This is a genomic window from Paenibacillus sp. T2-29, from assembly GCF_052921365.1.
In genome coordinates, this window is the sequence record NZ_JBREVE010000004.1 from 30917 (window position 1) to 56827 (window position 25911).

At 46.6% G+C, this 25911-nt stretch carries 24 protein-coding genes; 10 read left to right on the plus strand and 14 right to left on the minus strand.

What is annotated here, in order from left to right:
* Position 1 precedes the first annotated feature (1 nt).
* The 10 genes from ACU1JV_RS12890 to ACU1JV_RS12935 form a co-directional block, all read right to left on the minus strand.
* Positions 2 to 2134, minus strand: a complete 2133-nt coding sequence (locus ACU1JV_RS12890) for a molybdopterin-containing oxidoreductase family protein (protein WP_413987122.1) — start codon at positions 2132 to 2134, stop codon at positions 2 to 4.
* 356 nt (positions 2135 to 2490) lie between these two features.
* Positions 2491 to 3336 (minus strand): formate/nitrite transporter family protein, encoded by an 846-nt coding sequence (locus ACU1JV_RS12895; RefSeq protein ID WP_013373481.1) that lies wholly within the window; start codon positions 3334 to 3336, stop codon positions 2491 to 2493.
* A 386-nt stretch (positions 3337 to 3722) separates the two neighbouring features.
* The gene (locus ACU1JV_RS12900) at positions 3723 to 5084 is read right to left on the minus strand and encodes an FAD-dependent oxidoreductase (protein WP_016822845.1); all 1362 of its coding nucleotides are present in this window, start codon (positions 5082 to 5084) and stop codon (positions 3723 to 3725) included.
* Positions 5085 to 5475: 391 nt separating this feature from the next.
* A complete protein-coding gene (locus tag ACU1JV_RS12905; protein WP_129550131.1) occupies positions 5476 to 5952 on the minus strand; it encodes a glutathione peroxidase in 477 nt (158 codons plus the stop codon).
* A gap of 115 nt (positions 5953 to 6067) precedes the next feature.
* On the minus strand, positions 6068 to 6961 hold the full coding sequence (locus ACU1JV_RS12910; protein ID WP_165079772.1) for an ABC transporter ATP-binding protein: 894 nt from the start codon (positions 6959 to 6961) through the stop codon (positions 6068 to 6070).
* 228 nt (positions 6962 to 7189) lie between these two features.
* Entirely contained in the window at positions 7190 to 8209 is a 1020-nt protein-coding gene (locus ACU1JV_RS12915) for an LLM class flavin-dependent oxidoreductase (protein ID WP_165079773.1), read from the minus strand.
* A gap of 138 nt (positions 8210 to 8347) precedes the next feature.
* Positions 8348 to 9493 (minus strand): AI-2E family transporter, encoded by a 1146-nt coding sequence (locus ACU1JV_RS12920; RefSeq protein WP_013373486.1) that lies wholly within the window; start codon positions 9491 to 9493, stop codon positions 8348 to 8350.
* Between the two features lie 150 nt (positions 9494 to 9643).
* Positions 9644 to 10657 (minus strand): LCP family protein, encoded by a 1014-nt coding sequence (locus tag ACU1JV_RS12925; protein ID WP_013373487.1) that lies wholly within the window; start codon positions 10655 to 10657, stop codon positions 9644 to 9646.
* 113 nt (positions 10658 to 10770) lie between these two features.
* Complete coding sequence (locus ACU1JV_RS12930) at positions 10771 to 11715, minus strand: cation diffusion facilitator family transporter (RefSeq protein ID WP_025677554.1); 945 nt, start codon at positions 11713 to 11715, stop codon at positions 10771 to 10773.
* A 203-nt stretch (positions 11716 to 11918) separates the two neighbouring features.
* Positions 11919 to 13496, minus strand: a complete 1578-nt coding sequence (locus tag ACU1JV_RS12935) for a DEAD/DEAH box helicase (protein WP_165079774.1) — start codon at positions 13494 to 13496, stop codon at positions 11919 to 11921.
* A gap of 323 nt (positions 13497 to 13819) precedes the next feature.
* Between ACU1JV_RS12935 and ACU1JV_RS12940 the strand changes: the two genes are divergently transcribed.
* From ACU1JV_RS12940 to ACU1JV_RS12970, 7 genes are all read left to right on the plus strand, one after another.
* Positions 13820 to 14437, plus strand: coding sequence for a hypothetical protein (locus ACU1JV_RS12940; protein ID WP_090737918.1), 618 nt, complete (start codon positions 13820 to 13822; stop codon positions 14435 to 14437).
* A gap of 39 nt (positions 14438 to 14476) precedes the next feature.
* Positions 14477 to 15121, plus strand: a complete 645-nt coding sequence (locus ACU1JV_RS12945; RefSeq protein WP_064961644.1) for an immunity 50 family protein — start codon at positions 14477 to 14479, stop codon at positions 15119 to 15121.
* The gene (locus ACU1JV_RS12950) at positions 15114 to 15521 is read left to right on the plus strand and encodes a hypothetical protein (RefSeq protein WP_013373492.1); all 408 of its coding nucleotides are present in this window, start codon (positions 15114 to 15116) and stop codon (positions 15519 to 15521) included. Before ACU1JV_RS12945 ends, ACU1JV_RS12950 begins: the two co-directional genes overlap by 8 nt.
* A 159-nt stretch (positions 15522 to 15680) precedes the next feature.
* A complete protein-coding gene (locus ACU1JV_RS12955; RefSeq protein WP_238790999.1) occupies positions 15681 to 16076 on the plus strand; it encodes a HEAT repeat domain-containing protein in 396 nt (131 codons plus the stop codon).
* Between the two features lie 29 nt (positions 16077 to 16105).
* Positions 16106 to 16735 (plus strand): hypothetical protein, encoded by a 630-nt coding sequence (locus ACU1JV_RS12960; protein ID WP_064961643.1) that lies wholly within the window; start codon positions 16106 to 16108, stop codon positions 16733 to 16735.
* 29 nt (positions 16736 to 16764) lie between these two features.
* Positions 16765 to 17325 carry a hypothetical protein gene (locus tag ACU1JV_RS12965; RefSeq protein WP_013373495.1) on the plus strand — a complete coding sequence of 187 codons (561 nt, stop codon included), beginning with the start codon at positions 16765 to 16767 and terminating at the stop codon, positions 17323 to 17325.
* A gap of 2 nt (positions 17326 to 17327) precedes the next feature.
* A complete protein-coding gene (locus tag ACU1JV_RS12970; RefSeq protein WP_013373496.1) occupies positions 17328 to 17762 on the plus strand; it encodes an immunity 26/phosphotriesterase HocA family protein in 435 nt (144 codons plus the stop codon).
* 68 nt (positions 17763 to 17830) lie between these two features.
* Here the strand turns inward: ACU1JV_RS12970 and ACU1JV_RS12975 are convergent, their stop codons facing one another.
* The gene (locus ACU1JV_RS12975; RefSeq protein ID WP_165079776.1) at positions 17831 to 18370 is read right to left on the minus strand and encodes a hypothetical protein; all 540 of its coding nucleotides are present in this window, start codon (positions 18368 to 18370) and stop codon (positions 17831 to 17833) included.
* 368 nt (positions 18371 to 18738) lie between these two features.
* Here ACU1JV_RS12975 and ACU1JV_RS12980 point away from each other — a divergent pair, with 368 nt between their 5' ends.
* Positions 18739 to 19398: a hypothetical protein gene (locus ACU1JV_RS12980; protein ID WP_413987124.1), complete on the plus strand. Its 660-nt coding sequence runs from the start codon at positions 18739 to 18741 to the stop codon at positions 19396 to 19398.
* A gap of 165 nt (positions 19399 to 19563) precedes the next feature.
* Here the strand turns inward: ACU1JV_RS12980 and ACU1JV_RS12985 are convergent, their stop codons facing one another.
* The gene (locus ACU1JV_RS12985; RefSeq protein WP_413987125.1) at positions 19564 to 21198 is read right to left on the minus strand and encodes a DUF6138 family protein; all 1635 of its coding nucleotides are present in this window, start codon (positions 21196 to 21198) and stop codon (positions 19564 to 19566) included.
* 158 nt (positions 21199 to 21356) lie between these two features.
* On the opposite strand from ACU1JV_RS12985, the gene ACU1JV_RS12990 reads away from it, so the two are divergent.
* Positions 21357 to 22133 carry an SMI1/KNR4 family protein gene (locus ACU1JV_RS12990; RefSeq protein WP_413987126.1) on the plus strand — a complete coding sequence of 259 codons (777 nt, stop codon included), beginning with the start codon at positions 21357 to 21359 and terminating at the stop codon, positions 22131 to 22133.
* Positions 22134 to 22150: 17 nt separating this feature from the next.
* Positions 22151 to 23569 carry an SMI1/KNR4 family protein gene (locus ACU1JV_RS12995; RefSeq protein WP_413987127.1) on the plus strand — a complete coding sequence of 473 codons (1419 nt, stop codon included), beginning with the start codon at positions 22151 to 22153 and terminating at the stop codon, positions 23567 to 23569.
* 65 nt (positions 23570 to 23634) lie between these two features.
* Here ACU1JV_RS12995 and ACU1JV_RS13000 read toward each other — a convergent pair whose 3' ends face one another.
* On the minus strand, positions 23635 to 24249 hold the full coding sequence (locus ACU1JV_RS13000) for a TetR/AcrR family transcriptional regulator (RefSeq protein ID WP_013373502.1): 615 nt from the start codon (positions 24247 to 24249) through the stop codon (positions 23635 to 23637).
* 25 nt (positions 24250 to 24274) lie between these two features.
* Positions 24275 to 25759: a phytoene desaturase family protein gene (locus ACU1JV_RS13005; protein ID WP_413987128.1), complete on the minus strand. Its 1485-nt coding sequence runs from the start codon at positions 25757 to 25759 to the stop codon at positions 24275 to 24277.
* Positions 25760 to 25911 lie beyond the last annotated feature (152 nt).

Here is a 25911-nt window from a genome sequence, read left to right on the forward strand (position 1 = left end):
CTCATTGGCGCTTCACATTCACCACCGTTGAGAAAAAAGTAGCCCCCTGCCCCATATCCGACAGCCGGTCAGAGGTTAACGCATTGGCACGCTGTCTGCGTCCTTTGCCTTTCCACCATAATCCTTGGCTAATCACCGTGCCGGGCAGCATCAGATCGGTAACCTTGGCTTTCAATTCATACATTCCCCTGTCATTCCAGACGGTAACCGGATCACCATCTGCGATGTCTCTTGCCTGAGCATCCTCCGGGTGAATTTGCAACAAAGGCTCCCGCTCCAATCGCTGATGCTTGGGCAAATTAGCAAATGTAGAATTCAAAAAATTATGGTTTGGCGGTGAAACAAACATCAATGGAAAACGGTCATCCGCTTGCGGCCGATGCTCTCCGTCATACCCTTCAATCAGCGGTACATAGGAGGGCAATGCGGGCAGACCTGCTTGTTTCATTTTTTCCGAATACAACTCAATCTTGCCTGAAGGCGTAGTTAGACGCTCCAAATAAGTAGCCTTTGGCGTCATATCAAGCTTTACAAAAGGCGACTTTTTTAAGGCATCCAAGGTTACACCCTTGAGATAAGGGTTCGTTGGATTATCAAGCGCGCCTGCGATCATATCTTCTTCACTTTCTGTAAAGGCAGCTTCATCAAAGCCCATTGCCTGTCCGAGCAGGCTAAATAGCTCATAATTGCTTTTGCTTTCCCCAAGCGGATCAATGACAGGCTTCTGCATCTGGATATAGTGGTGCCAGTACGATTTGTATAAGTCTGTTCCTTCAAAAGAAGACGCAGCAGGCAGCACAATATCTGCATAGCAGGCCGTATCGGTAAGGAACAGGTCATGAACAACCGTAAACAGATCCTCTCGTTCAAATCCCTCCGTCACCCGTTCCGAATCGGGTGCTACAACTACCGGGTTACTACAATATACAAATAACGCCTTAATCGGTTGTTCCTTCTGTAGCAGCGCCTCTCCAATCCGGTTCATGTTGATCACCCGGGCATCCGGGTTCTGTCGCAGATCAGGACGCTCCAGATGGGCGCTGTTAATCTTGGCATAAGCACCATTGGAGCGCGACGCTCCCCCGCCGTGTTTCAACCATTGTCCAGTGAGTGCAGGCAAGCATGTAACTGCACGTACGTTCATACCGCCATTATCATGATGCTGAAGCCCATTTCCGATATTGATATAGGCCGCTCGCGCCTTCCCGTACATTTCCGCCAAACGGATAATATCCTCTTTCGGCACGCCGGTAATCTGCGAAACCCGCTCTGGTGTATAGGTCTTAACATGCTCGCGCAGTTCCTCGTGACCTACGGTATAGCGACGTAAAAATTCGTCGTCTGTCAGCCCCTGATCAAACAGCACATGCATAACCCCCAGCGCAAGCGCCGTATCCGTTCCCGGATATAAGGGAATGAACCAATCCGCCCATTGCGCCGTCCGGTTGCAATGAACATCAATAACGACCACCTTAGCACCTTTTTTACGTGCTTTCTCAGCCAATACGACCTGATGCATGTTGGTGCTGATGACGTTTCCGCCCCATACAATAATGAGCTCTGCATCCTCTGTGTCCTCCGGGCTTGTGCCGCCCTTAAATCCCATAACCGATGCCCAGCCTTCATTCCCAGCCACACTGCAAATCGTCTGATCCAGTTGGCTTGAACCCAGCGCATTGAAAAAGCGACGATCCATTCCATCCACACTCAATACACCCATATTGCCATAGAAGCTGTAGGGGAGAATGGATTCTGGTCCATCCGTACGTATCAACTCCTTGAACCGACCTGTAATGGTATCGACCGCCTCCTCCCAGCTAATTCGTTCAAACTTCCCTTCCCCTTTGGCGCCTACACGCTTCAACGGATAAAGCACCCGATCCGGATCATATACTCGCTCGGTCATATTCCGGACTTTGTTGCATATAGCCCCTTTGGTAATGGGATGATCCGGATTACCAGTCACCTTGACTATCTTTCCATTTTCCTTGTGAAGCAGGAGCCCACACGTATCCGGGCAATCCAACGGGCATACGGCCGGAAAAATACCGTTCTGCTGCTCCGTCATCCGCTGTCCTCTGTGTAAGTTGTGTTGAAGTGTGGCCTCAAGAGGCGCGCTATTGCGATGATCCATGGTGTTAATGCTCCTTTCCGTTGCCGTTTCCAAAAATTACACTGTTCTTATCATATCTACAGCTTTGGCCTATGGCAAGAGAAGGATTTTACCACACAGCATCTCTCCAAAATATATAAAAATCCGCCTGCTGTTTAGAGCAAAACGGATTTTAAAAATCATAATTATTTTTTTATCATCCTGTTTCATCATTACATACCCAGGGTAAAAGAGATCAAGGCATTATGGACGAGAGCACACTCATCCTCCATGCCAAATCATGGACCACTCCCAAAAAAATCCGCCATGACAGGTTTCGTTCCCCCGGGCCTGTCATGGCGGATTTGCTTTGTTCATTGCTTCATAAAGTAACGTGATTATGCATGATCACTCAACGGATTAGATGCAACGGAAGGAGTAATTTGAGATTCATTCACGGAATGTGTGTTGGTTTGAGTTTTTTTCAGATAGGCCAGCCAGTAGGCTCCAGCCACAAACAGACTGCCTCCTACCAAATTCCCCAACCAGACCGGAATGAAATTCATAACATACTCTGCCCACGAAAAATGACCTGCAAAAATAGCCGCCGGAATGAGAAACATATTGGCTACAACGTGCTGAAATCCAATAGCAACAAAGGCCATGGTCGGGAACCAAATTCCCATAATTTTGCCGCCGATGGAGTCTGTGCTATAAGCCATCCATACAGCCAGTGCTACGAGCCAGTTACATCCTATACCTGATATAAAAGACTGCAAAAAGCTTTCATGCAGCTTATGCCCTGCCATATCCACCACTTTATCCAGGTAAGGACCCGTTTCGGTCAAGCCCAGAACATGCCCGAAGAAAAATGCAACAAATAATGCACCTGCAAAATTACTGAGCGTAATAATCGCCAAATTACGAAGCATGGCTCCTGTCTTAATTCGTCCTGCCCATCTCGCCAAAGGCACTGCCATCATATTGCCGGTCAGCAATTCCCCACCAGCGATCAAAACTAACACCAGACCTACAGGGAACACCGCAGCTCCAATAAAGGTAGCAATGCTTCCCCATTCTTTAGGTGCACTTGCAATAACGCGTATATCCAGCAAAAACCCGAGTGCAATAAATGCACCTGCTAAAAATCCCAATACTACCGCCACAGTCCACGGGTTGTTCGCCTTGGCCACTCCTGTTTCCACCGTCTTTTCGGCAATTTGCCCCGGTTTATAGCTTGCCATCTGCCCCCGCTCCTTTAATATCTTTTAAACAAAATATTCTTCTTTTATATTTTATTTAAAATCAGTGATTTTGTTTGTGAAAAAAATCACTTTCTAAAGTATAAAAAAAACAGCCCTTGGATAAAGGACTGTTTTTCTATTTTATTACATCTACTGCGCTACTACGCGCTTTACATTTAATTGTATTCTTCCTTTTCAACAGCTCTCAAGAACCAAAGAACTCCGCCCAGACCGACGGCTGCAACAACTACAAGAAAAAGGATATAAAACAAATCCATTATAAAGTCTCCCCCTAATCCTTATGCTCTCTATATTGTACTATAAGGATTCATCCGTACGCTTCAGATTGTTGACAAACTTATGAACAATGTCACAGACAAATCGAATTATACAGTAACTGGGTTCCGTTCGGATATTGTAGGCAATGCTTGCAAACCTGCCGCGTTCAGGAAATTCCAAGGCTTGTTATAGTGCGGCTGGAAGAAGAAATCGACAAAAGCCAACTGGTCAATGGTCATATGATTTTGAATGGCTACAGACAACGTGTTAATGGATTGCGTCAAATCGACCTTCGACATAATTTGCGCCCCAACAATTCTCCGTGTCTCCTGCTCATATACAACCTTCAGCAATACCTTTTCAGAGGTTGGCATAAACTCAGGACGATAGCTGTCCTCAATGGTTACAGCTTCTACAGTCATCCCCTCGTCGGTTGCTGCGGCTTCTGTCATTCCTGTTCCCGCAATATTATCTTCGTAAATTTTGATACCCGAGGTTCCTTGTGTTCCCATGTAGGCAATGGTCGGCTGTACCAGATTGCGTGCCACCAGCGTCCCCATTCGAACCGCATTCGTCGCCAATGGGATATAAGCTGTTTTGCCAGTCGGATTATAACGAATTGCACAACTGTCGCCTGCTGCAAACACATCCGGGCAGCTACTTTGCATATAATTGTCCACAATGATCGCACCGTTAGGCAACATATCTACCTGACCTTTGAGCAGATCCGTTTGAGGTCGGAAACCAATACAGAGTATAACAAGCTCTGTTTCATACTCTCCTTTGGAGGTCACGACCTTACTTACTTTACCGTTAGTCCCCTCAAAACGACTTACTGTCTCGCCAAGTACCAGCTTAATGCCATGTTCTCTCAGGGAATTCTCAATCCGGTCTGTATACTCATGGTCTAAATACTTATTCAATATACGATCAGCACTGTCGATCAGCGTTACGTTCTTACCGTTCATTTGAAAAGCTTCTACCAGTTCAACACCAATGTATCCGGCTCCGACGACTGTAATGTTCTGTACGTGCTGGGCTTTCTCAATGATTTCATTCGAATGATTATAGTTCTTGCAGAGCAAAATATGATCAAGTTCAATGCCTTCCAGCTTCGGAATAATTGGCCACGATCCAGTAGTCACAATCAATTTATCAAATGTGTCCGTAAATTCCTCACCTGTTTGGAGATTACGTGCATGCAGCGTTTTGCCGGCTGTATCCACACTCGTTACCTCATGAAGCATCTTGGTCACTACACCCATATCAGCCAGTTGATCTGGGGACGAATAAAACAATCCGTGTGGATCTTTGACGACACCACCTACGTACAGTGCAATACCACAAGATAAAAATGAAATATTGTCATTACGCTCATAAACCGTAATTTCGGCATCTGGATAACATTTAGCTGTGTTGACTATGGCTGCTGTACCTGCGTGTGTACATCCGATAACTGCTACTTTCATGTTGAATTCCTCCTTGGTGTGTGGGCATAAAATGTATAATAATTGTGAATACTTTCACTTAGGTAACTCGTTACTTCTTGTGATTTATTTCACTTCATGCGCTTATTATAGTGTGATATTTTTCACATTACAATAGCTTTTTATGATATTCACAGTTTGTCCACATTTAAAAAGGTAAGGATGTCTGAGATCAGCCGTTTGCTGAAATCTTTTTTTGCTCCATTCAGTTTTCCCTGTCTGCCCCCTGATTATTCCCTTGGAACAGACTTTCACACGATGCGTCAATTCTTAGGCAAATGCTTATTTAGGGAATAAAAAAAGGTCTGTTTCCCCTGAGACAGGCGGAAATCAGACCTTGTTTATACATATACTTTGGAATTACACGAAGCTATTATAACAACTGTTCAATGGCAGCTTTCATCGCTTCTGGTGACTCCTTAGGCTCAAAGCGCCCCACAGGCACACCTTCACGATTCACAATGAATTTCGTAAAATTCCACTGAATTGTACCATCTTCCTGTTCTCCAGGCTGCTGCTTCTTCAAATATTCAAACAGAGCTGCTGTATCCGGTCCGTTCACATCCACTTTGGCGAATACCGGGAAATTAACCCCGTAATTCAATTGGCAAAATTCAGCCGCTTCCTCGCTGCTGCCCGGCTCCTGACCGCCAAATTGGTTGCAAGGGAAGCCTAAAACAACGAGTCCTCGATCCTTATATTCGTCATAAAGCTTCTGCAAATCCCCATATTGCGGGGTAAGTCCGCACTTACTGGCGGTATTCGCAATAACCAGCACTTTACCTGTGTAAGTTTCCAGAGAAACCTCCTGATTGGCTGGTGTTACGGCATTATATGAATAGACAGACATACAGCATCCTCCTTCATGTCGCTTGGTTAGGTTCTTAACCTATTTTACCCAAAACGTGACGGACATGCCAATATCCACAGACCCTTTACCGCTGATGCTGCCACTTGATGACGCTCTAACCTCTTGCTGCTACTTGTGGTCTAGCATCACGCCGCTCGGCAACAGAACCCACCGTTTGCTTCTCTTCTACATTCATTCCCTTTACTACTTGGTTTACCGCAGGCTGACCAGCCAAAGCATACGGAAGACAGAGTGGTACCCCTGTACGAGGATCAGTAACAATATCCGCCTCGATCCCGAACACCTCACGCAGCACATCGGGGGTCATAACCTCAGTCGGGGCTCCTACCGCCTTCGCTTTCCCTTTTTTGATCGCAATCATATGCTGAGCATACCGGGCTGCATGGTTCAAGTCATGCACGACCATAACAATGGTGCGTTCTGCCGAAGTATTCAGATACTCTAACAGATGCAGCACTTCCAGTTGATGCGCCATATCTAAAAATGTAGTCGGCTCATCCAAAAACAATATATCCGTATCTTGCGCAAGCGCCATAGCAATCCAGGCACGCTGACGCTGACCACCAGAAAGCTGATCAATCGGACGATCGTGAAATTCGCTCATTCCCGTTACTTGTATTGCCCACTCTACCATTCTGCGATCTTCCGCTTTCATGGAACCAAAACCTTTTTGATAGGGGAAACGTCCGTAAGATACCAGTTCCGTCACGGTCAACCCTTCCGGCGCAGTCGGATTCTGCGGCAAAATAGCCAACTGCTTCGCTACCTCCCGGGTGGATTGCTTATGAATGGATTTACCATCCAACAGAACGCTACCGCCTTTAGGATTCATGATGCGAGCCATCGTTTTCAGAATGGTCGACTTACCGGAGCCATTTGCACCCACCAATGCTGTGATTTTCCCTTGCGGTATTTCTACGTTCAGATCCTCTACTATCAATCGATCTTCATAAGCAATATCCAGATTTGCCGTTTTCAGACGAAACATTTGGAATCATCCCTTTCCCTAATCCAATATATATAGTCACGGGCTTAACGCACGACATTCATCAAAACTTCATTCTATCTTTATATAATAAAGATATTGATAATCATTATCAAGTGTTAACTGGCATATTCCTTCTAATTTACAATGCGAAACGTTCAATATTTCATCAAAAAATCAAAAAAAGATCACAGCCCTGAAGCTGTGATCTTTTAATTCTGGCCATTCGCATTAAGCCTGTACAGAGGACAGTCCAAATGCTTCAGCCATGAGGCGTATTGATTTCATTTTGGCATCAAAGTCGTGAATGATGCTCGCAACCATGATCTCCTGTGCATTATAGTCCTTGCATAATTGCTCAAGCTGACGCTTCACCTGTTCGGGTGAACCGACCACCATACGCTTGCGATTCTCACGAATGCGCATCCGATCATATGGCGTATACGGATACGCAAGCGCCTTTTCGACAGAAGGTGTCCCTGCGGAACGCGTGCCCTGTTCTAAAAGCACCAGGGACAAGTCCATGCTGGATGCCAAACGATTGGCCTCCTCTTCGGTATCCGCGCAGATCGCAAATACGGCAACAAGCGAACGCGGTTGCTCACTATGCTGGGAAGGCTGGAAGCTTTCCTGATATCCCTTCATAGCACCTGTGCCGCCTTCACCATTAATAAACTGCGCGAACGCAAAGCCTACGCCACGCTCGGCGGCCAGACCTGCGCTATCGCCGCTGGAGCCAAGCAGCCACATTTCCGGCACGGTCTCTACGAGCGGCATCGCCTGTAGCGAACCGAAGCGATGCTGGTTGCCTGTGCTATCGTGCAAATAGGCTAGCAGATCATCCAGCTGCTCGGGGTACAGATCAACACCGCCCCGCATTTTCCCCTCCTGCAAAGCTCTGGTAGCAATCGGCATTCCTCCAGGTGCTCGCCCCAGACCCAGATCAATGCGTCCTGGATACAATCCCTCCAGTACCCGGAAGTTTTCCGCTACTTTATAAGCGCTGTAATGAGGCAGCATCACACCACCCGACCCCACTCGAATGGTAGAGGTACGGGCAGCCAGGTGTGAAATCAATACCTCCGGGCTGGAGCCTGCAAGGTTAGAGGCTGCATGATGCTCGGATACCCAGAAGCGATGATAACCCAGACGTTCCGCCTCTATAGCAAGCTCAGCAGTCTTTTGTAATGCCTGTGCATGCGTCATGCCTTTCGATACCGGAGATTGGTCAAGAATGCTGAGTTTTATCATAAAAAGTCTGACCTTTCTATTTTGGAATACGAATAGGCATTAATTATAGCACGTAAAGCCACAGTTAACCAAGAGGGGCAAAATAGCAGATTTACCGCACATATTTAGCCATGTTTACTTTTTATAGAGACTTGCTTTTTACTTTACTTTATCTGCTTCATAAAGATGTGAACGCTTTTGAAAAAAACTAAACAGATGGGTCACGATTACTTTCAAGACGGCATAACCTGGAACCGCCAGTACAATTCCTACCACACCAAACAAATTGCCAGCTGTCAAAATAACAAAGATGATCGTGATCGGATGTACTCGAAGAGATTTACCCATAATTTGTGGTGAAATAAATTTACCCTCAATAAGCTGTACGACTGTCCATACGATAACCATTTTGAGCAGCATGATCGGTGAGGTAACTATAGCTACGATTAACGCGGGTGTAATGGCAATTACAGGACCTAAGTAGGGAACCACGCTCGTAAAGGACGCAATGACCGCAAGTGTCAAAGAGTAGTCTAATCCAATAATCAGATAACCAATATACAGCAGCACTCCAATACAGAAGCTGACAATAATCTGTCCACGAATATACGAGCTGACCTGATGATTCATTTCGGTCATGATACGATCTGTCTCTTTACGAAACATAGGTGGAAGCATTTTTAGAATCCACTGCGGCAGCTTGTGTCCATCTTTCAGCAAATAGAACAGAATGAACGGAACCGTAGCGATCGCAAGCACAGTTTCCGTAATCACACCCAAAAAGCTTCCCACACCCGTCCATGCATTATTGATAAAGCCAGATAACTTTTCAGAAGCTTTGGAGGCCAGTTCAGATGGATCTATTTGAATGGTGTTCTGGAACTGGTTGACAAAGTTACTGCCAATCAGTCGCTCAAACTGTTGTTTGACTTGCTCGGTATAGGCAGGAACATTTTGGATAAGGCCCTGTATCTGATCACGGATCACAGGTACCACCGATGTAATCACAATAGCGATAATCCCTATAATGAGCAAAAACAGGACAACAATGGAGTATACCCGCTTTACCTTATTTCGCTCCAGTACATCTACCAACGGATTGAGCAGATAGTACAATACACCGGACAAAATGACCGGGAGAATGATCGTTTTCAGCAACACGATGACAGGCGTAAATATGTATGAAATTTTGGTAAGCACTAAGATATTCAAACCGATCAGCAGCAATACCAACAGGAATAACACAAACTTGTTGTTCAGGAAAAACTTCTTAAACCGGTCTTTCCATGCCGGAGTTATTTCCACATGACATTCCCCTTCTCTTTAGACAGATGAGTATACGTTCTTCATAATTACGATATATTTTTGCAACAAAATATACAAGGTTATACCCAAATAAACACAAAAGCAAACAAAGTTGTACGTTATTGTACGAACTTCGCTTGCTTTGAAGGGTTATGGAGTATCATTTGTCGTGGTGGCAGCCTCCACCGTCGTAGTCACCGGTTTGTTTTCTTGTTCAAAAAGATTCTGTATGAATCGCTTGAGCTTCCGCTCGTCCACACCCAACACCTGCGCACCTTTGATGGTTTCCCCGCGCACCAGTTCGTTTGGCGGGATTTGCTGCTTCGCTACTGTTTTAGCATCGATATTAAAACCCAATGAAGCCAACTGCAGCATTTCCGTTGTACTCAGATTCGTTTCAATATAAGGAGATATGCTATTTAAAATACTTGGCAGTTTAATGAGCGACGAGGTCGATTGTATTTTACTGCCCAGTTCGGTAATGAATTTGCGCTGTCGCTCCGTACGTGTAAAATCGGAAGTCGCATCATGACGGAAACGTACATATTGCAAGGCTGTTTTGCCGTCCATGTGCTGCATTCCCTTTTTCAAGTCAATATCAAACTGGTGTTTGTCTGCCTTGGACGTATAATGCATATCTTTTTCGACATCCAGGTCAATACCACCTACAGAATCAACCAACGCAATGAAACCATTAAAATCAGTATATACATAATATTGAATTGGTATCCCCAGGAGGTCGCTCACAGTCTGTCTGGTCAAATCAGGCCCACCGTAGGAAAAGGCTGCATTCAATCGACTTTGCCCATGACCCGGGATCTTGACGTACGTATCACGAAGAATCGACATCAGGGTAGCCTTTTTCGTAACCGGATCAACAGAAGCAACCATAACCGAGTCAGAGCGCCCTGAATCTTCTCCACGAGAATCGCCGCCAAGCAGCAGAATATTCACTCTCTCTGTTCCATCCCATTCCGGTGGGAGTGATACCTCTACAGGTTGTACATTGGTTGATGTTTGGGTTTGCGGTTTAAATTTCGAGTCCTGGCCGGAAGCAACCGAAATTTGATTCGTAAAATGATATATAGAATAAGCATAATATCCGCCCACTAAAAGGACTGTAGCAGTCACAGAAATACCTAGCCATTTTAAAAATTTTCGCATATTTTCGGGTAACCTCGCTTTTATTCATCATCGTTCGGCTTTTAAAAGCATACCCTTCCGGCAAGTTATCTGTCAATTCGAGGCGTTTGTTCTAGGGGCGTTATTCGTATCGGTTACACCTTATCTTCAGGCTCTTTTTCTGTTGATTTTACAGCATGGAGGTCGTCTGCATACCACGGATTCAAATGGACAAGCACCTCATAAACCCGTGGCTCCCGCTTCATGACGGCCCTCTTGATCAGCCGGATAATATCGTGTCCCTGCTGAATCGTCAAAGAGGCATCCACTGAAGCTCGGATATCTACAATAATATAATGACCGTGCTCACGGGCACGGATACGGTCAATACGCTGAACCTCGGCTACACTCAGTGCGGCTGCTGCGTAGCTTTCGATTTCCTCGGTTGCAATAGCCTTCTCCATGAGCACATCTATGGATTCGCGGCCCATTTCCCACGCCAATTTCAGAACCAGCAACGCCACTACAAACCCCGCAATGGGGTCGCCGTAAGATAAAATCGGAATATCCCAGTGTTCCCCGATCAGTCCTAATCCGATGCCCAGTACAGCGGCTCCAGAGGCATACACATCAGCGAGGTGATCTTTTGCCGTCGCAATGAGGCCCTGACTATTGGCCGCTCTGCCAATACGAATTGTGTAGATATACAGCCACTGTTTCCAGAGCAAGGAAATAATGGCTGCCACTAAGGCCAGTATATGCTCCTGTGGCATCGGTTCAAACAGCGCAGCAATGGAATGATAGCCGATAAATATACCTGCCCCGAACAATATGACCGCCACCACACTAGCACCAATGACTTCTGCCTTGCCATGACCATAAGGATGATCCTCATCCGGAGGCTGGCTGGATATTCTCATCGCTCCCAGTGCGGTTGCAGAAGCAATCACGTCCCCGGCGTTATGCACACCATCGGCCACCAGCACCTTACTGTTGAACATGAGCCCTGCGATGATTTTGATGCCGGTTAAGAGGATGTTGCTAATCAGGCTGATCCATGCTGAGACCATGGCACGCTTGCCCATATCCTGTTCCTGCATGATGTATAACCCCTCCAAATTATCTTTTAAAAATGCCCTACCCGCTATTCGGTTATCTCAAGGCATCTTTCGTTGCTCTTTATCTTATGATGCTATTCTTGCAGCGGCATAGATGAAGATTACAATAGCCCCGGAAGATGAGCCTCCCCGGGGCTATTATGATAACCATAGTGGAGCATTCTATGAGAATACCCCTATTTTATCTACCTGGACCGTCCGCGTCGGCCTCCTTGACCTTGACCCCCACGCGGACCGCTTTTGGCTTGTCCACCGCGTCCACCTTGGCCTCCACGTGCGGAACCGCTGCTGCTGCGGTCATATCCGCCGCGTCCGCTGCTTTGTCCTGCCGAGCGGCCTTGACCTCCGCGTTCAGAACCACTACTGCCGCGATCATATCCGCCGCGTCCGCTGCTTTGCCCCGCCGAGCGGCCTTGACCTCCGCGTGTGGAACCGCCGTTGCTGCGATCGCGATCATATCCGCCGCGTTCACTACTGCTACGGTTGGAGCGACGCTCGCCGCTTGCGCCGTCACGACGACCGGACTGTTCGCGGCCGCTACGGCGTCCACCGCCAGCATCGTTGCCACCAAAGGAACGGCGGTCGTTTCTGCCTGAGCGGTCGTTTCTACCCTGCCGCTCAGCCGTATCGGGAGCAGGTCTACGCTGCCCGCCGCCCTCACTGCTGGTGAATGTGACACCAGCAACTCTTTGGATGTTCCGAAGCTCCGGAACATCCCTCGGCGTGGCGAGCGTCACCGCAACGCCTTTGCCTCCGGCACGGCCGGTACGCCCGATGCGATGGATGTAGCTTTCGGCATCCTGCGGCATGTCATAGTTGAAGACATGCGTGACGCCTTCTACATCCAAGCCGCGTGCGGCTACATCTGTCGCTACGAGCAATTGAAGTTTCGCTTCACGGAACGCCTTCATCACTTGCTCCCGCTTGTTCTGGGACAAGTCCCCATGCAGCTCACCGCTCTCGAACCCCATCTCCTGGAGCTCCTCATTCAGTTTGGAAGCCCGACGCTTAGTACGGCAGAAAATAACAGCCAAATACGGACGATCCGTATTCAGCATATCTACCAATGCCTGTTGCTTACCACGGTCTGTTGTTTGTACAACGACCTGACGGATTTGGCTCACTGGAACGGAAGAAGCCGATTTCACTTTGACATCAACGGGTTCGTTCATATAGACACGAGCCAGCTTGCGAATACCTGCTGGCATCGTAGCGGAAAACAGCATTGTTTGTCTCCGGTAAGGAACCTCCTGCAGAATCGTCTCCACGTCGTTCAAGAAGCCCATGTGCAACATTTGGTCAGCCTCATCCAGGACCAGCATTTTAATGCCGCCTAGATCGAGCGTGCCACGTCTCAGGTGATCCAGCAGTCGCCCAGGTGTACCAATAATCAGTTGTGCGCCGCCTTTTAGTTTACGAAGCTGACGCTCCACGTCCTGTCCTCCGTAAACAGCTAGTAGAGATAAACTTGGCTCCGCAGCAGCCAAGCATTTAGCTTCCTCTGTAATCTGGAGTGCCAATTCACGCGTAGGTGCAATCACAAGCGCCTGCGGGTGCCGCTTGTCCAAATTCAGCTTTTGTAAAATCGGTAGTAAAAACGCAAGCGTCTTCCCTGTCCCCGTATGTGCCTCGGCAATCACATCCTGACCTTCCATCAACAGTGGAATGGACTCCTGCTGTACAGGTGTTGGCGCTGAGATGCCCTGCTCTTTCAAGGCTTCTACCCAATGTTGCTCCACGCCTAATGCTGTAAAATTCTTCAAGTTGTATTCACTTCCCTTATCTGTATTCAATATGTGTCACGTAAAATAGGTTCATGTGCCATATGACATCTATCGTTCCATAGTTCAGAATTCCCATTTTTGTATCGGTTCTCATTCTCCCCTTTTCAGGAAGGGAGCATATCCGTTATCGTTGAATCTGTTCATGTAACTCAACATACGGCCGCAAGGCGGCTCAGGCCGTTCCATATATGACTTTCCTAGTATACGCGAAGTTGAACTGGTTTCCAAACGATTTTAACGAATAACGCAAAAGGTGAATTCAATCACCATGTCATATATTATGGTAGGAGAATTGGTAATTCATGAATAAAGGATGGATGCTTGTGGTTAACAATCTACATTATAATTTCATAATGACAGGTTCCTTATCGGAGAAGCACACTTTGTTTGCCGAAGAGTGCTTTACTAACCTGTTCGATTGTTTTGAAACACTCCTGAACATATCAGGAATCCGCAATGCCCGTGTGTCTGTCTATCAATCCAAGAAAGCCAAACACGGTAAGATCCGCTGGGACAAGCAGGAGTTGCTCCGCATTGTAACCGATAATGAATTGACTCCATTGATGCTGGTTATCGAGGCTCCCAGTATCAAATCGTCCTATAACAAAGGGACAACGCCGGAAGTCTACATTCTTTTGTCCAATGACCCTATGGGTCAATCTCCCAACAATTGCGGGATGCTTGTTTCGATCCGTCAGGACATTTATGAACGTATCGACCAAACAATCGTCGAAGACGTTATGATGCAGCTGAGCCAGTGGATAAAGGCAACCAAACTGTTACACAGCTCGCGCAACTTTTATGCTGGCAGTAAAGCACGTGCCATTATGGATATTCTTCCATTTATGCTCGAAAAGGATACTCCGGATATGAAGTATGTTTTTCAATCGTGGACTCCGTATCCTTTACCACACACTTAAACAATCCGTCATCCCATTAACCCTAGGAGGCTGCAATTTATGCAAATTCAAGTTCAAAAGGCTGAAAAAAAAGAAAACGAATATCTCATTCATTATCAAGCGGGAGGAGCTCTGCCGTTCGTTCCGCATGATGTTGTTCTGATCCATGGCAAACAGTATTTTATAGGTACGATTTTGAAGGTAGAGTCGAAACAGGTCCTTATCCGTATCAATCCAGAATATGAAGACCAACTGACAGGGTCCATCGGACTGGAACTGGCTTTCTCTCCAACCGTTTCTATTCAAGGTGCAGACAGCATTGTAGAAAAGCTCGGCTATTTTCCACCTTTTCACTATGACCGAATCACGGCTGCCAATATGACGAAAGACCAGATTACACTGACAATTGAGCTATCCCCCGCTAGCGTGCTAGTTCCTAAATCACCGGATCTGGAACCTTCGGCTGAGGCACCAGTGATCCCTGAGGCTCCAGTCAAAGATATTCCACGCTATGCAGTGACTTTTACATTTCTGGAAACCAAAGAGCATGTATTAACCCCTGTAGAAACAGAAAATATCATCTTGCAGCTCGATTTCCGCTATGAAGAAGCAGACATGGTCGTTGACATCGATGCTTTGTCAGGGCTGTCAGGCAGCTTTCTGTGCAGAGGCATCCGTGCAGAAATTACGGAACTTCATGAATAAACATGAAGCCCGTGAGCTGTTGCGCTGTCATTCTTTTATTCATGATGATCTGGAGCATCCCAAAATGCGAAGCGGATTTCTAGGGATGCTTCGTCCCTTCCAGGGAGAACTGATCGAGGATAATTTTCATGAGCTCATGACTATCATTGAAGTTCTGGCAGATGAGTTGGAGAAACCGTCCGTAGAACGGGAGCTTATATCCGCTCTGTGGGGGATTTGCCAATATACACGGGCATGGGCGTTGCATCCTGATGGTATGCTGCAGCGAAATCACCTGCTGACCGTAGAGCAGATTAGTACGCTTGACGATTGGATTGATACAATTTCCTATGCGGTTATGGTGCTGCTAGAGGGTGGCGGAACGGAAGAAGCTTTATCGAACTACAGACAACGAGAGTAGGTAATACACAATGTCAAAAAGTAATCTGGCTAAGAAATGAGGGGGGTATATGTCCATACAAACCGATGATGACGGAAAGACGTTCTTATCTATTTTCCCTACACTATCGTATGAAGATAATTGGTCTCATTACGCGAATTAACAGCTATACCCCAGCCCATGGGGGACACCATCGCATTCCTTTTGCAGCTTGTGCAGCAATCATCTGAGGATGATCTGCTTCGTATAGAAGCGCTGAAGGTCATCGGGCTATATGCGGATCAAAGCCAGCAGCCGATGATCATGCGAGGAATTCGCGAGCTGCTGTCCAAGCCTGATGAAGATGATGATGTACGGAACGCAGCTTTACAAGCTTTGGCGTGGATGCCTTGTTCAGAAGCAGAGCTACGTATAGCTTTGGACTTAATCCGCAGTGATACATATATCTTAGTCCAGGGGGCCGCTTTTGCACTGCTCCGTGCACATAAAGCCCATCCTTTCGCACAACAGGCGCTGAAGCAATTATTGCACCATGAGGAATTCGGTGCATCTGCCCAGCGTGAGCTGTCCACATAATCGACAACCAAAGGAGAATCACTCTACTTATGCGTGTAAGAATATTTATTTTCATATTAATTATCGGAATTATTTGTGTGCCTGCCTATTTCATTATGAGCAGCTTTGGATTATTCCAAAATGAGAAGGTGCTTGTACATTACAAGCTTGCCCTTGAGGTAAAGGGTAAAAAATATGATGCCTGGCCTTTAATCAGCAGCTATACCGCAATAGATAAAAATGGGGACCATCGTCAGCTCTACTATCAGGCAGAGGGCTCAGGCATAGAGTATCTGTTTCAGCTAGCCTATGGACAGTATGAACTCAAGCCCTCCAAAGAAAATCCTTTTCTGGATGGGGGAATCCACTATACCATGGACCATCCTGAGTATGTACGTGAGGAAAAACAGTATGAGAACGCCAACGACTATACGGAGTTAACCCATTATTACAACCAACAGGAACAGGTTATTTATACTTACAATCCTGATGCCAGCCTCGACAAAACCTACGTGCGCTCTATCATCACCGCTGGAATGACTCGCACCACTGGTAATTCAAGTAGGCCGGTGAAGGATGATTATATTAATATCAGTAAGCTGTTTAAGGACAAGCTCGGAGTAAATGTGAAGGTAGATGTGGATGAGGACAACAAAATCGTTACCCTGTCCATGTCATAATAAAACGAAAAGAAAGGAAGACGCTATAAATGACAGAAACACAGCATACTAAATTAGGGCCTGCTTATTTGGAGGATTGGGTTGTACCCGAAAACCCGGAGGCATGGGTTGAACAAGAATGGACAGGTAAGCTCCGTTCACAGGCCGGAAATACGAAATTCCACATTTTTTACTATGGAGAATTCATGGATGAGTTGATCGCTGTAACAGAGTTTGCGCCCCAGCTCATTATTGCAGAAGATGCAGTCACAGGTGAGCAGATCGTCATTTTTGATGGAACTCGCCATGGTTACGATGCACTACTGTGTGAAGTATATACAGAAGAACAGCAGAACAATCGCACTCCCCTGCTACCTTATCTGGACGATGACGGTGAGGATACCTTTGAGGTGACCGTGACTGCTTTTTATAATGTTGATTGGGATGACGAGTTTGCAGATGATGTGGACGAGAACGGACAGCTGGAGCTGATCAGCGGCGAACGGTGCGATTTTGAAGAGGCCAAGCGAAACGGTTTTGATGCGATTAGCATTACAATTACCAGCGCTAAAGGTCTAAAAACAGAGATCCTTCAGGAAGAGCTGGCCTGACGATGGTATTTAAGAGAATCAAACATCAGGAAGGCGATATTTTTGTTATCCCTCTGCATGACGGCCGATTTGCGGTATGTCAGGTGATCTGCGCACTGTATGGTCGATTCAAAAAAGCGTTCTCCTTTGGTGTTCTATCCATAGGTCAGAATCAAGCGTACGAGGGTGAAGCTACATATCTCTCATTCACAGATTACCGGGGCAGGTTCGAGGTTATATTCACCGCCACCCAAAATCTGACGAAGGGAGTATGGCCCATTATCGATCATCGCCTTCTATCTGAGGAACAACAGCAGCTAAAATATTTTAATTGCGCGGGCCATCTGTATTACGGAGATGAATATGTACGCAACCTGGAACTAAAAGAATATAATCAATATCCTGTAATGGGCGTGGCTGGATATGAACTGGTACAGCAATATTTAGCCCAAGCATAAAGAACAAAAAGAATAGCAACTTAAAGAGCCACCTTAAAGTTCGAAAACCAGGGTGGCTCTTTAACGATTTAAAAGGGTTCAAATGTATAAGGGAATGGTGTACGATGTGTTCCCAAAATCGACTTTACGCGTTCTCTATCCAGCAGCGCTTCGACGAAGCAATACAAATCCGGGGCTGCATACCGAAAGTTGCCCCATGTGCGCAGATTCAAAGCATAAATCGGGAATTCCCCCCGTTTATCAGGCGATTGAATATCCCAGACCAGCAGGTCATCCTCTTCACTGGAAGCGAAGGGAACGGCATGCTCCAATAATTGCGGGAAACCATCTGGCTCCAACGCCGCTTCTTGTAAGACCTCCTCCGATTCCAGCAAATCATCAAACCAGGCTCGCCAGTCATGGTAACGATGAAGCCATGAATCCGGATGATCCCCGAGAGGAATATGGATGTTCCATACGCCACATAACCGCCCGTAGCCAAGAGTCTTGACGTAATCTATATAGGAAGGCGGAAAGCCCCTACCATTTTCAAAACGATGCTCTATAAGAAATTCTTCATCATAATAAGCCTGAAACTGCGAACGTTGCAGCCCTGTAAAAATGCTCATGCTCGCCCTCTCCTTTTGCACATCCTATTCGCTTTTTCACCCTTCGGCACATTGAAAAGGCCATTTTCAAGTGTTAAAATGGGAATAAGATGTATATTCTAAAAAAGAGTGAAGATGCGTCAACATCCTCACTCTTTGGCAACAGCCGCTTTTAAGGGCGGTGGTTGCAAGTTCACGGTATACGAAATAGACCGGTTCCTACCACGGGCGGTCTATTTCTTTTTATGGAAGGAAAGAATCAGGACCTCACCTCCTTTACAGGAGACTAGCCGACCGCCCATCTAAGCCATTCTGTTGTTAAGGAATATTATAACATATGATATATAAAAAGTACGTTTTTACGCTCTTTCCGCAAAGGAGGAACGAACATGGAGCAAAAACGCTTCAAAGATGAATATGGATATAAATATGACTTTGCCGCCGTGATCCGGAGAGGAGAACAGGTAGCTGTTCACTGTCCTCGCTGTCAGGGCCAAGCTTTTATTTCCAGATCTAAAGAAGACTGTTATTACGTTGTTCGCTGCTCTCATTGTTACTACACATTTCAGCAGCCAGAATCGTATAAATTCTATGCACGCGGTGTATGCAGCCATTGCGAGCGATATTTTAATATTGAAATCCATGATGACCGAACGGTTACTCATAAAAATACGAATATACACTGTCCGCACTGTGAGACACGTAATCAAGTTCCGGTGCATCGTATGCAGTCACGTGAATGGCATACGGACGTGATCCAAAATGGGAAAGATCCTATTTTCCAGCTCCAGCTGTATTTCCTTGATTACTATCGTGGGAAACCAGTGTGGGCTCTTAACCGGATACACCTGAATTATTTGCTCTCCTATATCTCTGCCGAGTTGCGGGAAAAACCCACATCCGGTATGATGCGCACGGCTTCCCATTCCATTCCAAAGTACATTAAGGATGCGAAAAATCGCCAGGCCATCTCGAAAATATTACAAAAACTACAGCATAAACAAGCGTCTGAGGGTGAGCATTCCAAACATGAGTATACAAACTTTTGACAGCCTAGAAGCACTGGTCCAGGCCGTCTGTCAGACCACCACGTGCAATCTCGGCTAGAGATAGCGACTGTACAGATGTTATTGAAGTACTGCGCCGCAGTGGAAGCGAGCCGGATGTTCAACGCATTGCGCAGGGACTGCGATATGATCATGAATACGATGCTTTTATGGAATAAGCGTCTCCAGTATCTCTTTTACATCAGGGACAGCCTGCTTCAGGCTGTTTTTTAGTTTCTTTGCACCACCCCATATACGATAAACGATCATCTCTTGTTCGTAGTCTTCCAACTTCTCAAGTACATCTACTAGCGCCTTCGCCTGTTCTGCACTTTCAATGCCAGCCGATTTCAGAGGTTTGGCAGAATCATTACCTGCCAAAAGAATCCTCGCCCATACGGGAATCGTATCCGGTGTCAGTCCATGTGCCTCAACAAACACAGCGGCGTAACCGTCCTGCACCGACTGGTGCTCACTATCCACTAGCTTCATATAACGACTCACTAACGGAAAATATTCCGTTCCTTTAAGTCCTAATCCCATCACCGCATAGGTTCCCGGCATTGCTGACTTCTCCCCCGGCTCTACATCGTTGTACCACTTGAATTCTTCCATCACAGTCTCGGCATATTCCGCCAGCAACGGATACAGCGAAGGGTATTCAAGTGCATTGGCAAAGAAACGATGTAATGCAGATTTGGCTAACTTGGGTACGGGTAGATAGTTTTTCACTTTGCTTTTGAACTTCATCCCATATTCCTTAGTAAAGCCTTTTCGTAATATATCACATAGATATACGAGTGCTTCTCTATAGCTCTCTTCTTCCTCAGAACGAATCTGAACCTCCAGTGTTTGCAAAATATCATTCGCTTGGCAGGTGACTCGCTCATTTGTATATGACGCTGGAATGCTGCCTGATCCACTCTTAAGCCATTCGGCTGCCTGATTTGAACCCAGTTGTGCAGCAATCTCCAAATAACTCTGCCGTGCATCGGCATCGGTCGAACCCACACGCATCGCGGTGAGCAGGAACATCTCCATGGCGGGGGCAGGAATATCTGAAGGAAGAATATCGGGCCTCACCGTATACTCCAGCCCGTAGTTTTTTTCCCGATCTGCGTATTTGGCCAAAAATTCATCTTCAGCCCAATGCATTAAGCCTCTGCTCAGCTGATGCCTCCATGCTTCTTCTCGCTTACGGCTAACCTGCACTTTTGCATCCATTCGATTCAACAGCTCATTCACCCGCTGGGCGTCTATAGGGTACAAATGAGGATCAAGCAAGTGCCTTACTAAGAAAAAATCGTCCTCTTCCTTCGGGATAGCTTTACTGGCAGGGTCAAGCTTTTGCTCCACAAACTGTTCGATAGTGGCTAACAGATGCTGCCGCTTATCTTCGTTCAACAGCGAGAATGTAAAATGACTGGCCTTATTCTCCAAGACCACCTCTAGATGAAATTCCAGCCGATAACGAAAAAACATAGGACTAAATTCTTCTGAATTATACAGGGCCGCTATCCGTTCTTTGAACACAGGCATCCATTCATCCTGCACCTGCTGGAGCGTCACCCCTTCCGTAAAACCAGAAATATCCATATCTGGTCTACGATGATCCCAATCAAACGGTTCGTAGGTATCCACCCATAACCCGTCGCTCTTACAGGTAACTTTTAAGTATTCATGAATCCCTTCGTGAAGGACGCTTTTGGTCTTGAATTCCGCGTTGCGCTTTTGCTCAGAAGCGTATCTCTGGTCAATCTCCTCAAAAATTGAATCTATGTAGGCCTGTACCCCCGATGTCATACGATGTGCTCCCCTTTCATACCCTCACAAATTGTAGTTCTTACATAATTGAGATAGACTAATATTTAACTATTTTATTTCCTGATTATAGCATATCTCTCATTTACATTTGGACTCCATCCCTATAGATAGAGTGCCAGAAAGCAGGTGTATTCTACATGTATTGGGTTTCCACACAACACACGCCAGTAGCTGCCGATGAACTGACAAATTTCCAACATACCTATGGCATAACTTTACCAATTCCCTATGCTTCATTTCTCACCCAATACGGGCCAGGTACCTATTGCGGCCTGCTGGTGATTGAACGACCTGATCCTCAACTTTTGCAATCCTATGCGGATTACGAACTGTGGACGCATGATGATAACTGTCCGATCACCGCGCAACAGCTGGGCGAGTGCGTGGTCATCGGCAGCTCCATAGATGGTGATTTTCTAGCGGTGCATCCTCAGGTCGAAGGCTTGCTTTGGCTACCGCGACATTCGGAGGTCATTACTATGAAGCCATTAGATGTTCAAGCCCCATTTATAGATACACTAGAGCATATACTACGGGATGAATTCGGAAGAATAGAGCCATTCCCCCGTTATTTCGAGCCTGTCAGTCTGGATAGAGTTGCAACATTTCTACAATTTAATCCACCGGAGACGGCGGAAGCTTACGGTTCAGCCAATCCGAACGATCAAGCCTTGCAAGTAGCTCCAGCATCTATACAGGTATTGGCTCAGCGTTTTAAACAGCATTTTGACTCAAATCTATGGATTGAAAACGAGCATATCTGCTTGGCTTTTCTTCAGTCTCTTGGCGGATACGTACGTTTCAATTATGCATATGGACGCGAAGTGGCGATCATTTATGAATCTAAAGCGATAGCACTTCATGATGAAGTTCTATCATTCCTGCAAAAAGAACATTGCCAGGTTGTAGAGTAAGAGGAGGACGAATACAAATGACAGTACATTTTGCACATATCTTAGAAAAGCTCGGAGGGATCGCTGAGCGCCTGAGACAAGGTGGGATGCCTGACGTGGTATACCAATGGACGAAGGGGATTTCCGAAGAGGAACTGACTGAGTTGGAGGAACGGCTGCAAATCCCTTTGCCTGCCTCCCTGTCTGAATTGATAAAGCGGTGTGGCAGCTTACATTTGCTATGGTGCCTCCCTCAACACTGTATTGTAGCCGATGAACCGGCTTGTTCATATGAAAGCAGTAATGGCCTTAAACAAAAACCGAATATCCTTGACGATATTACAGGAGAATTTGGCTGGAATCATGAGTATATAAGCTATTTTACATCCTATGGAGAAAACACCGACTCAGCAGCGGACGAACAACGATATCTAATTTTAAACTATAACGGTGCCGGTGATCCGATCCTGCTTGATAGAGCGACATCCGCAACAGAGCCAGCAGTGTTCTGTTATGAGCATGAGTTGGACCGGTTCATGCTGCTCGCAGAAAGTCTACCTACCTATATAGAAACCATGCTTGCCTTACACGGGTTATGGCTGTGGGATTGGTCTAACGTGTCAGATGAGCTTGGTATTCAACTAGACAGCCCACCGCTGCAGTTGTGGCAGCGCTGGTTGAACACGTTCTGTACGATGAAGCTGGAGGATGCCGCCCGGTCGCTGGAAACACTGATCCATTACACCACCATGCATGGCGCAGATCATCCTGCTGTACTGCAGGCTTTTCAGGCCTATGATCCAAAGGATATTTTTCTTGCCTGGGAGCAGCGCATTCAGCGTAACCCGGCCCAATTCGCTACATGGGCATTTTTTATTGGGGAGACCGCAGGTATTCGGGCTGCTGACTGGGTTCGCTCCTTATGGGAGCCGGACACGGATATCACGCAAGCATGGAATTCATCCGCTTCAAATAACATACATGCTGAGAGAGCATTTGTCTCGACACGTGCTTATCTATCTGCCCGCTGCCTGCCCGAACAAGAAGGATTGACAAGTGTTTACAATGATCTAATACAGCATACGGCAAAGGATGGCAAATTAGAAGGATACACCGTTAGCGGGCAGTTACAGCATTTTCATTCACCGCAGGTCATTGACTGGATGCGGGATAAGGTCAATCATCCGGTCGATGGCTGGGCAGTACTTTTCGCCTACTCTCGTCCTACAGCTGAGCAGGTGATTGAATGGCTATCCAGTAACGAGCTTCATCAGAAAATTGCAACCGAGGCGCTGGATATCATGATTCAGCGCGATCTTCTGCCCGGTCTAGAAGCAGACGTTTGGGCTAGCATCTCAAACCTGCTTCATGCTTCTTTACAACTCGTGATGCTCAAAAAAGATAAACGTCGCATTGAAGCCGTGCTGGAGCAGCTTTCAGATTTGAAACTTCGTTAACACAGGAGCCGGCGTATGCAGACTTGCCTGTACGGGGTGGGAGCACAAAAAAATGAGCCGCTGCATCAGCGGCTTAATCCTCGAAAAAAAGTATCTATAGTAAATGAAATCAATTCATTATTTGCTTTGGCCATAGGAAGCTCAAAATTCAGGAGAAGAGAAGTTAGTCCGTGTAACATACTCCATACGGATCTAGCCATCAGGTGCTCATCCCCTTGAATGATGCCCCCTTCCTCCATAGCGACTTTGAGTCCGCCCTCAAGCAACTCAAACCCTTTAAAACTCCCACTGTCTATAAGGCTAACCGAGCTTACAGATTCAAGGTTGCTGATAAACAGGATGTTGTAGTATTCGGGATTAGCCATGCCAAAACGGACATAAGCATCGGACACTGTTTTCAGTGTGTCCAGAGCGTTCAGTCCGGCTGCCTGTGCTTCATCCACGCGCTGCTGAAGAGCCTTCAGGAACAAAGCATTCCCTTCTAACAGCAGTTCACGAACAACCGCTTCCTTATTGGAGAAATAATGATAAATAGTCGTTGGTGAATATTCGATCTGATCCGCAATTTTACGCATAGAGACCTCGGCATACCCTTGGTTCAAGAAGAGCGATCGGGCGGCCTCAATGATTTTGCGGCGAATCTCACTGCTTTCACGTTCTCGGCGTTTGATATGTTTCATGAATAGATATACGTGCCCTTTCTGCCTATCTCAATTTGGCGGCGATACGATCAGCTTCCATTATACCCGAGTTCATAGCTCCTTGAAACCCGCCCCCAGGCTGTGTCCAGGCCCCTACCAATGACAGACGGTTCACTACTGATTTGTGCTTCAGTCTGTGTATACCGGACTGCCGCACCGTTTGCGCAAAGCCGTAAACAGCCCCGCCGGGATTAGCGGTATACCGCTGCATTGTGCGTGGTGTGCCCAACTCTGCCACTACCACTTTACTGCTAAAACCAGGGTATAGCTGTTCAAGGCGTTCCAGTATCTGCTGTTTTACTGCTTCTTTTTTGGCTTTATATTCGGGACGTGCGCTAGGCCAGTTCTCCAATCTGTCCAAAAATGTAACGGTGATGACACCCTTTCCCGCTTCATTGAGTGTAGGGTCCATGGCGTTATAATTTGTGAGCATCCAGTTGCCTTTCGTATACTGGCCGCTCATCATGACTTCATAATCCGTCTCCGAATCCGGCTCGTTATATAGGATTAAGTCTTCTTCGGTGATCCCAAGCTCGCGAGGCTCGCATGATAGCCCTAGGTATAGCTGAGTAAGAGATGTGCCAGTCTCCATTTTGGTGACAGCCTCCAGCTCACGACGGGCGGCATGATGATTTTCCAGCAGACGACCATAGGTATGATGAGGACTGATACCAGACACAACCCAGTTGGCTTTATATACATCCCCTTTGTTCAGACGTACACCAGCTGCTTTACCGCGTTTAAGTATGATTTCAGACACCTGACTGCGTAGGTGAACTTCTCCTCCAGCTGATTGAATAGCTTCGACCAGCGCATTGGACAAGGCCTGTGCACCTCCCTGAATGTAATACGTCCCCTCCAGATGATAGCCCATCCAAGGAATGAAAAAATACAAGGCCGCAAGCCTCTTCGGGGGCAAACCATAATAAGCCCATAGGGCGGTGAAAAATTCCGTGAATCGGTCAGACAAGCCAAACTGGCTTACAGCCTCCCAGGTAGTCATTTGCGTCCAGCGGAAGAAGGTGCCTGCTTTGAGCAGGCCCGCCATCTTACGCCAGGAAGTTAGGGAGGAAAAAGCAGAAAAGCCTGCCTCAAAACGGTGAATACCTGCGAAAAGCTTGTCAATGGCTGCTGTCTCAGCAGGAAACATGCCTTTGAGGAGCTGCGTATACTCCTGCACATCAGATGGGATATCAATGGTCTGTCCTTCCCAGCGAATGGAGTAAGGATGCTTTTTGCGTAGAGGAACGATTTGCTGGTCCACATGGCAGTCCTTTAACAGCCGGCCGAAGCTGCCTTCTTCGAGTCCGCCGACGCCGTGCAAGGAGACATCAAAGGTATATCCCTTTCTTGTGAATTCAGTAGCAAAGCCGCCAGCCAAAGTATGACTTTCAAACACAGCTGTCCGGTAACCCAACGCAGAAAGTCTGGCTGCACAAGACAATCCACCCAGCCCGGCACCAATGACAATAACATCATATTGGTTCATGATTTCATCTCCCTTGTTAACGTCGTTATATAAGTTAACAGTGTTAAGTTAAGGAGATTATATACTACCGTATCCCCGTTGAAAAGCTCTATTTTCTTGTTTCCTGCTATAGAACAATGAGCACAATCTTCATATTGCTCAGCACAAGTCAC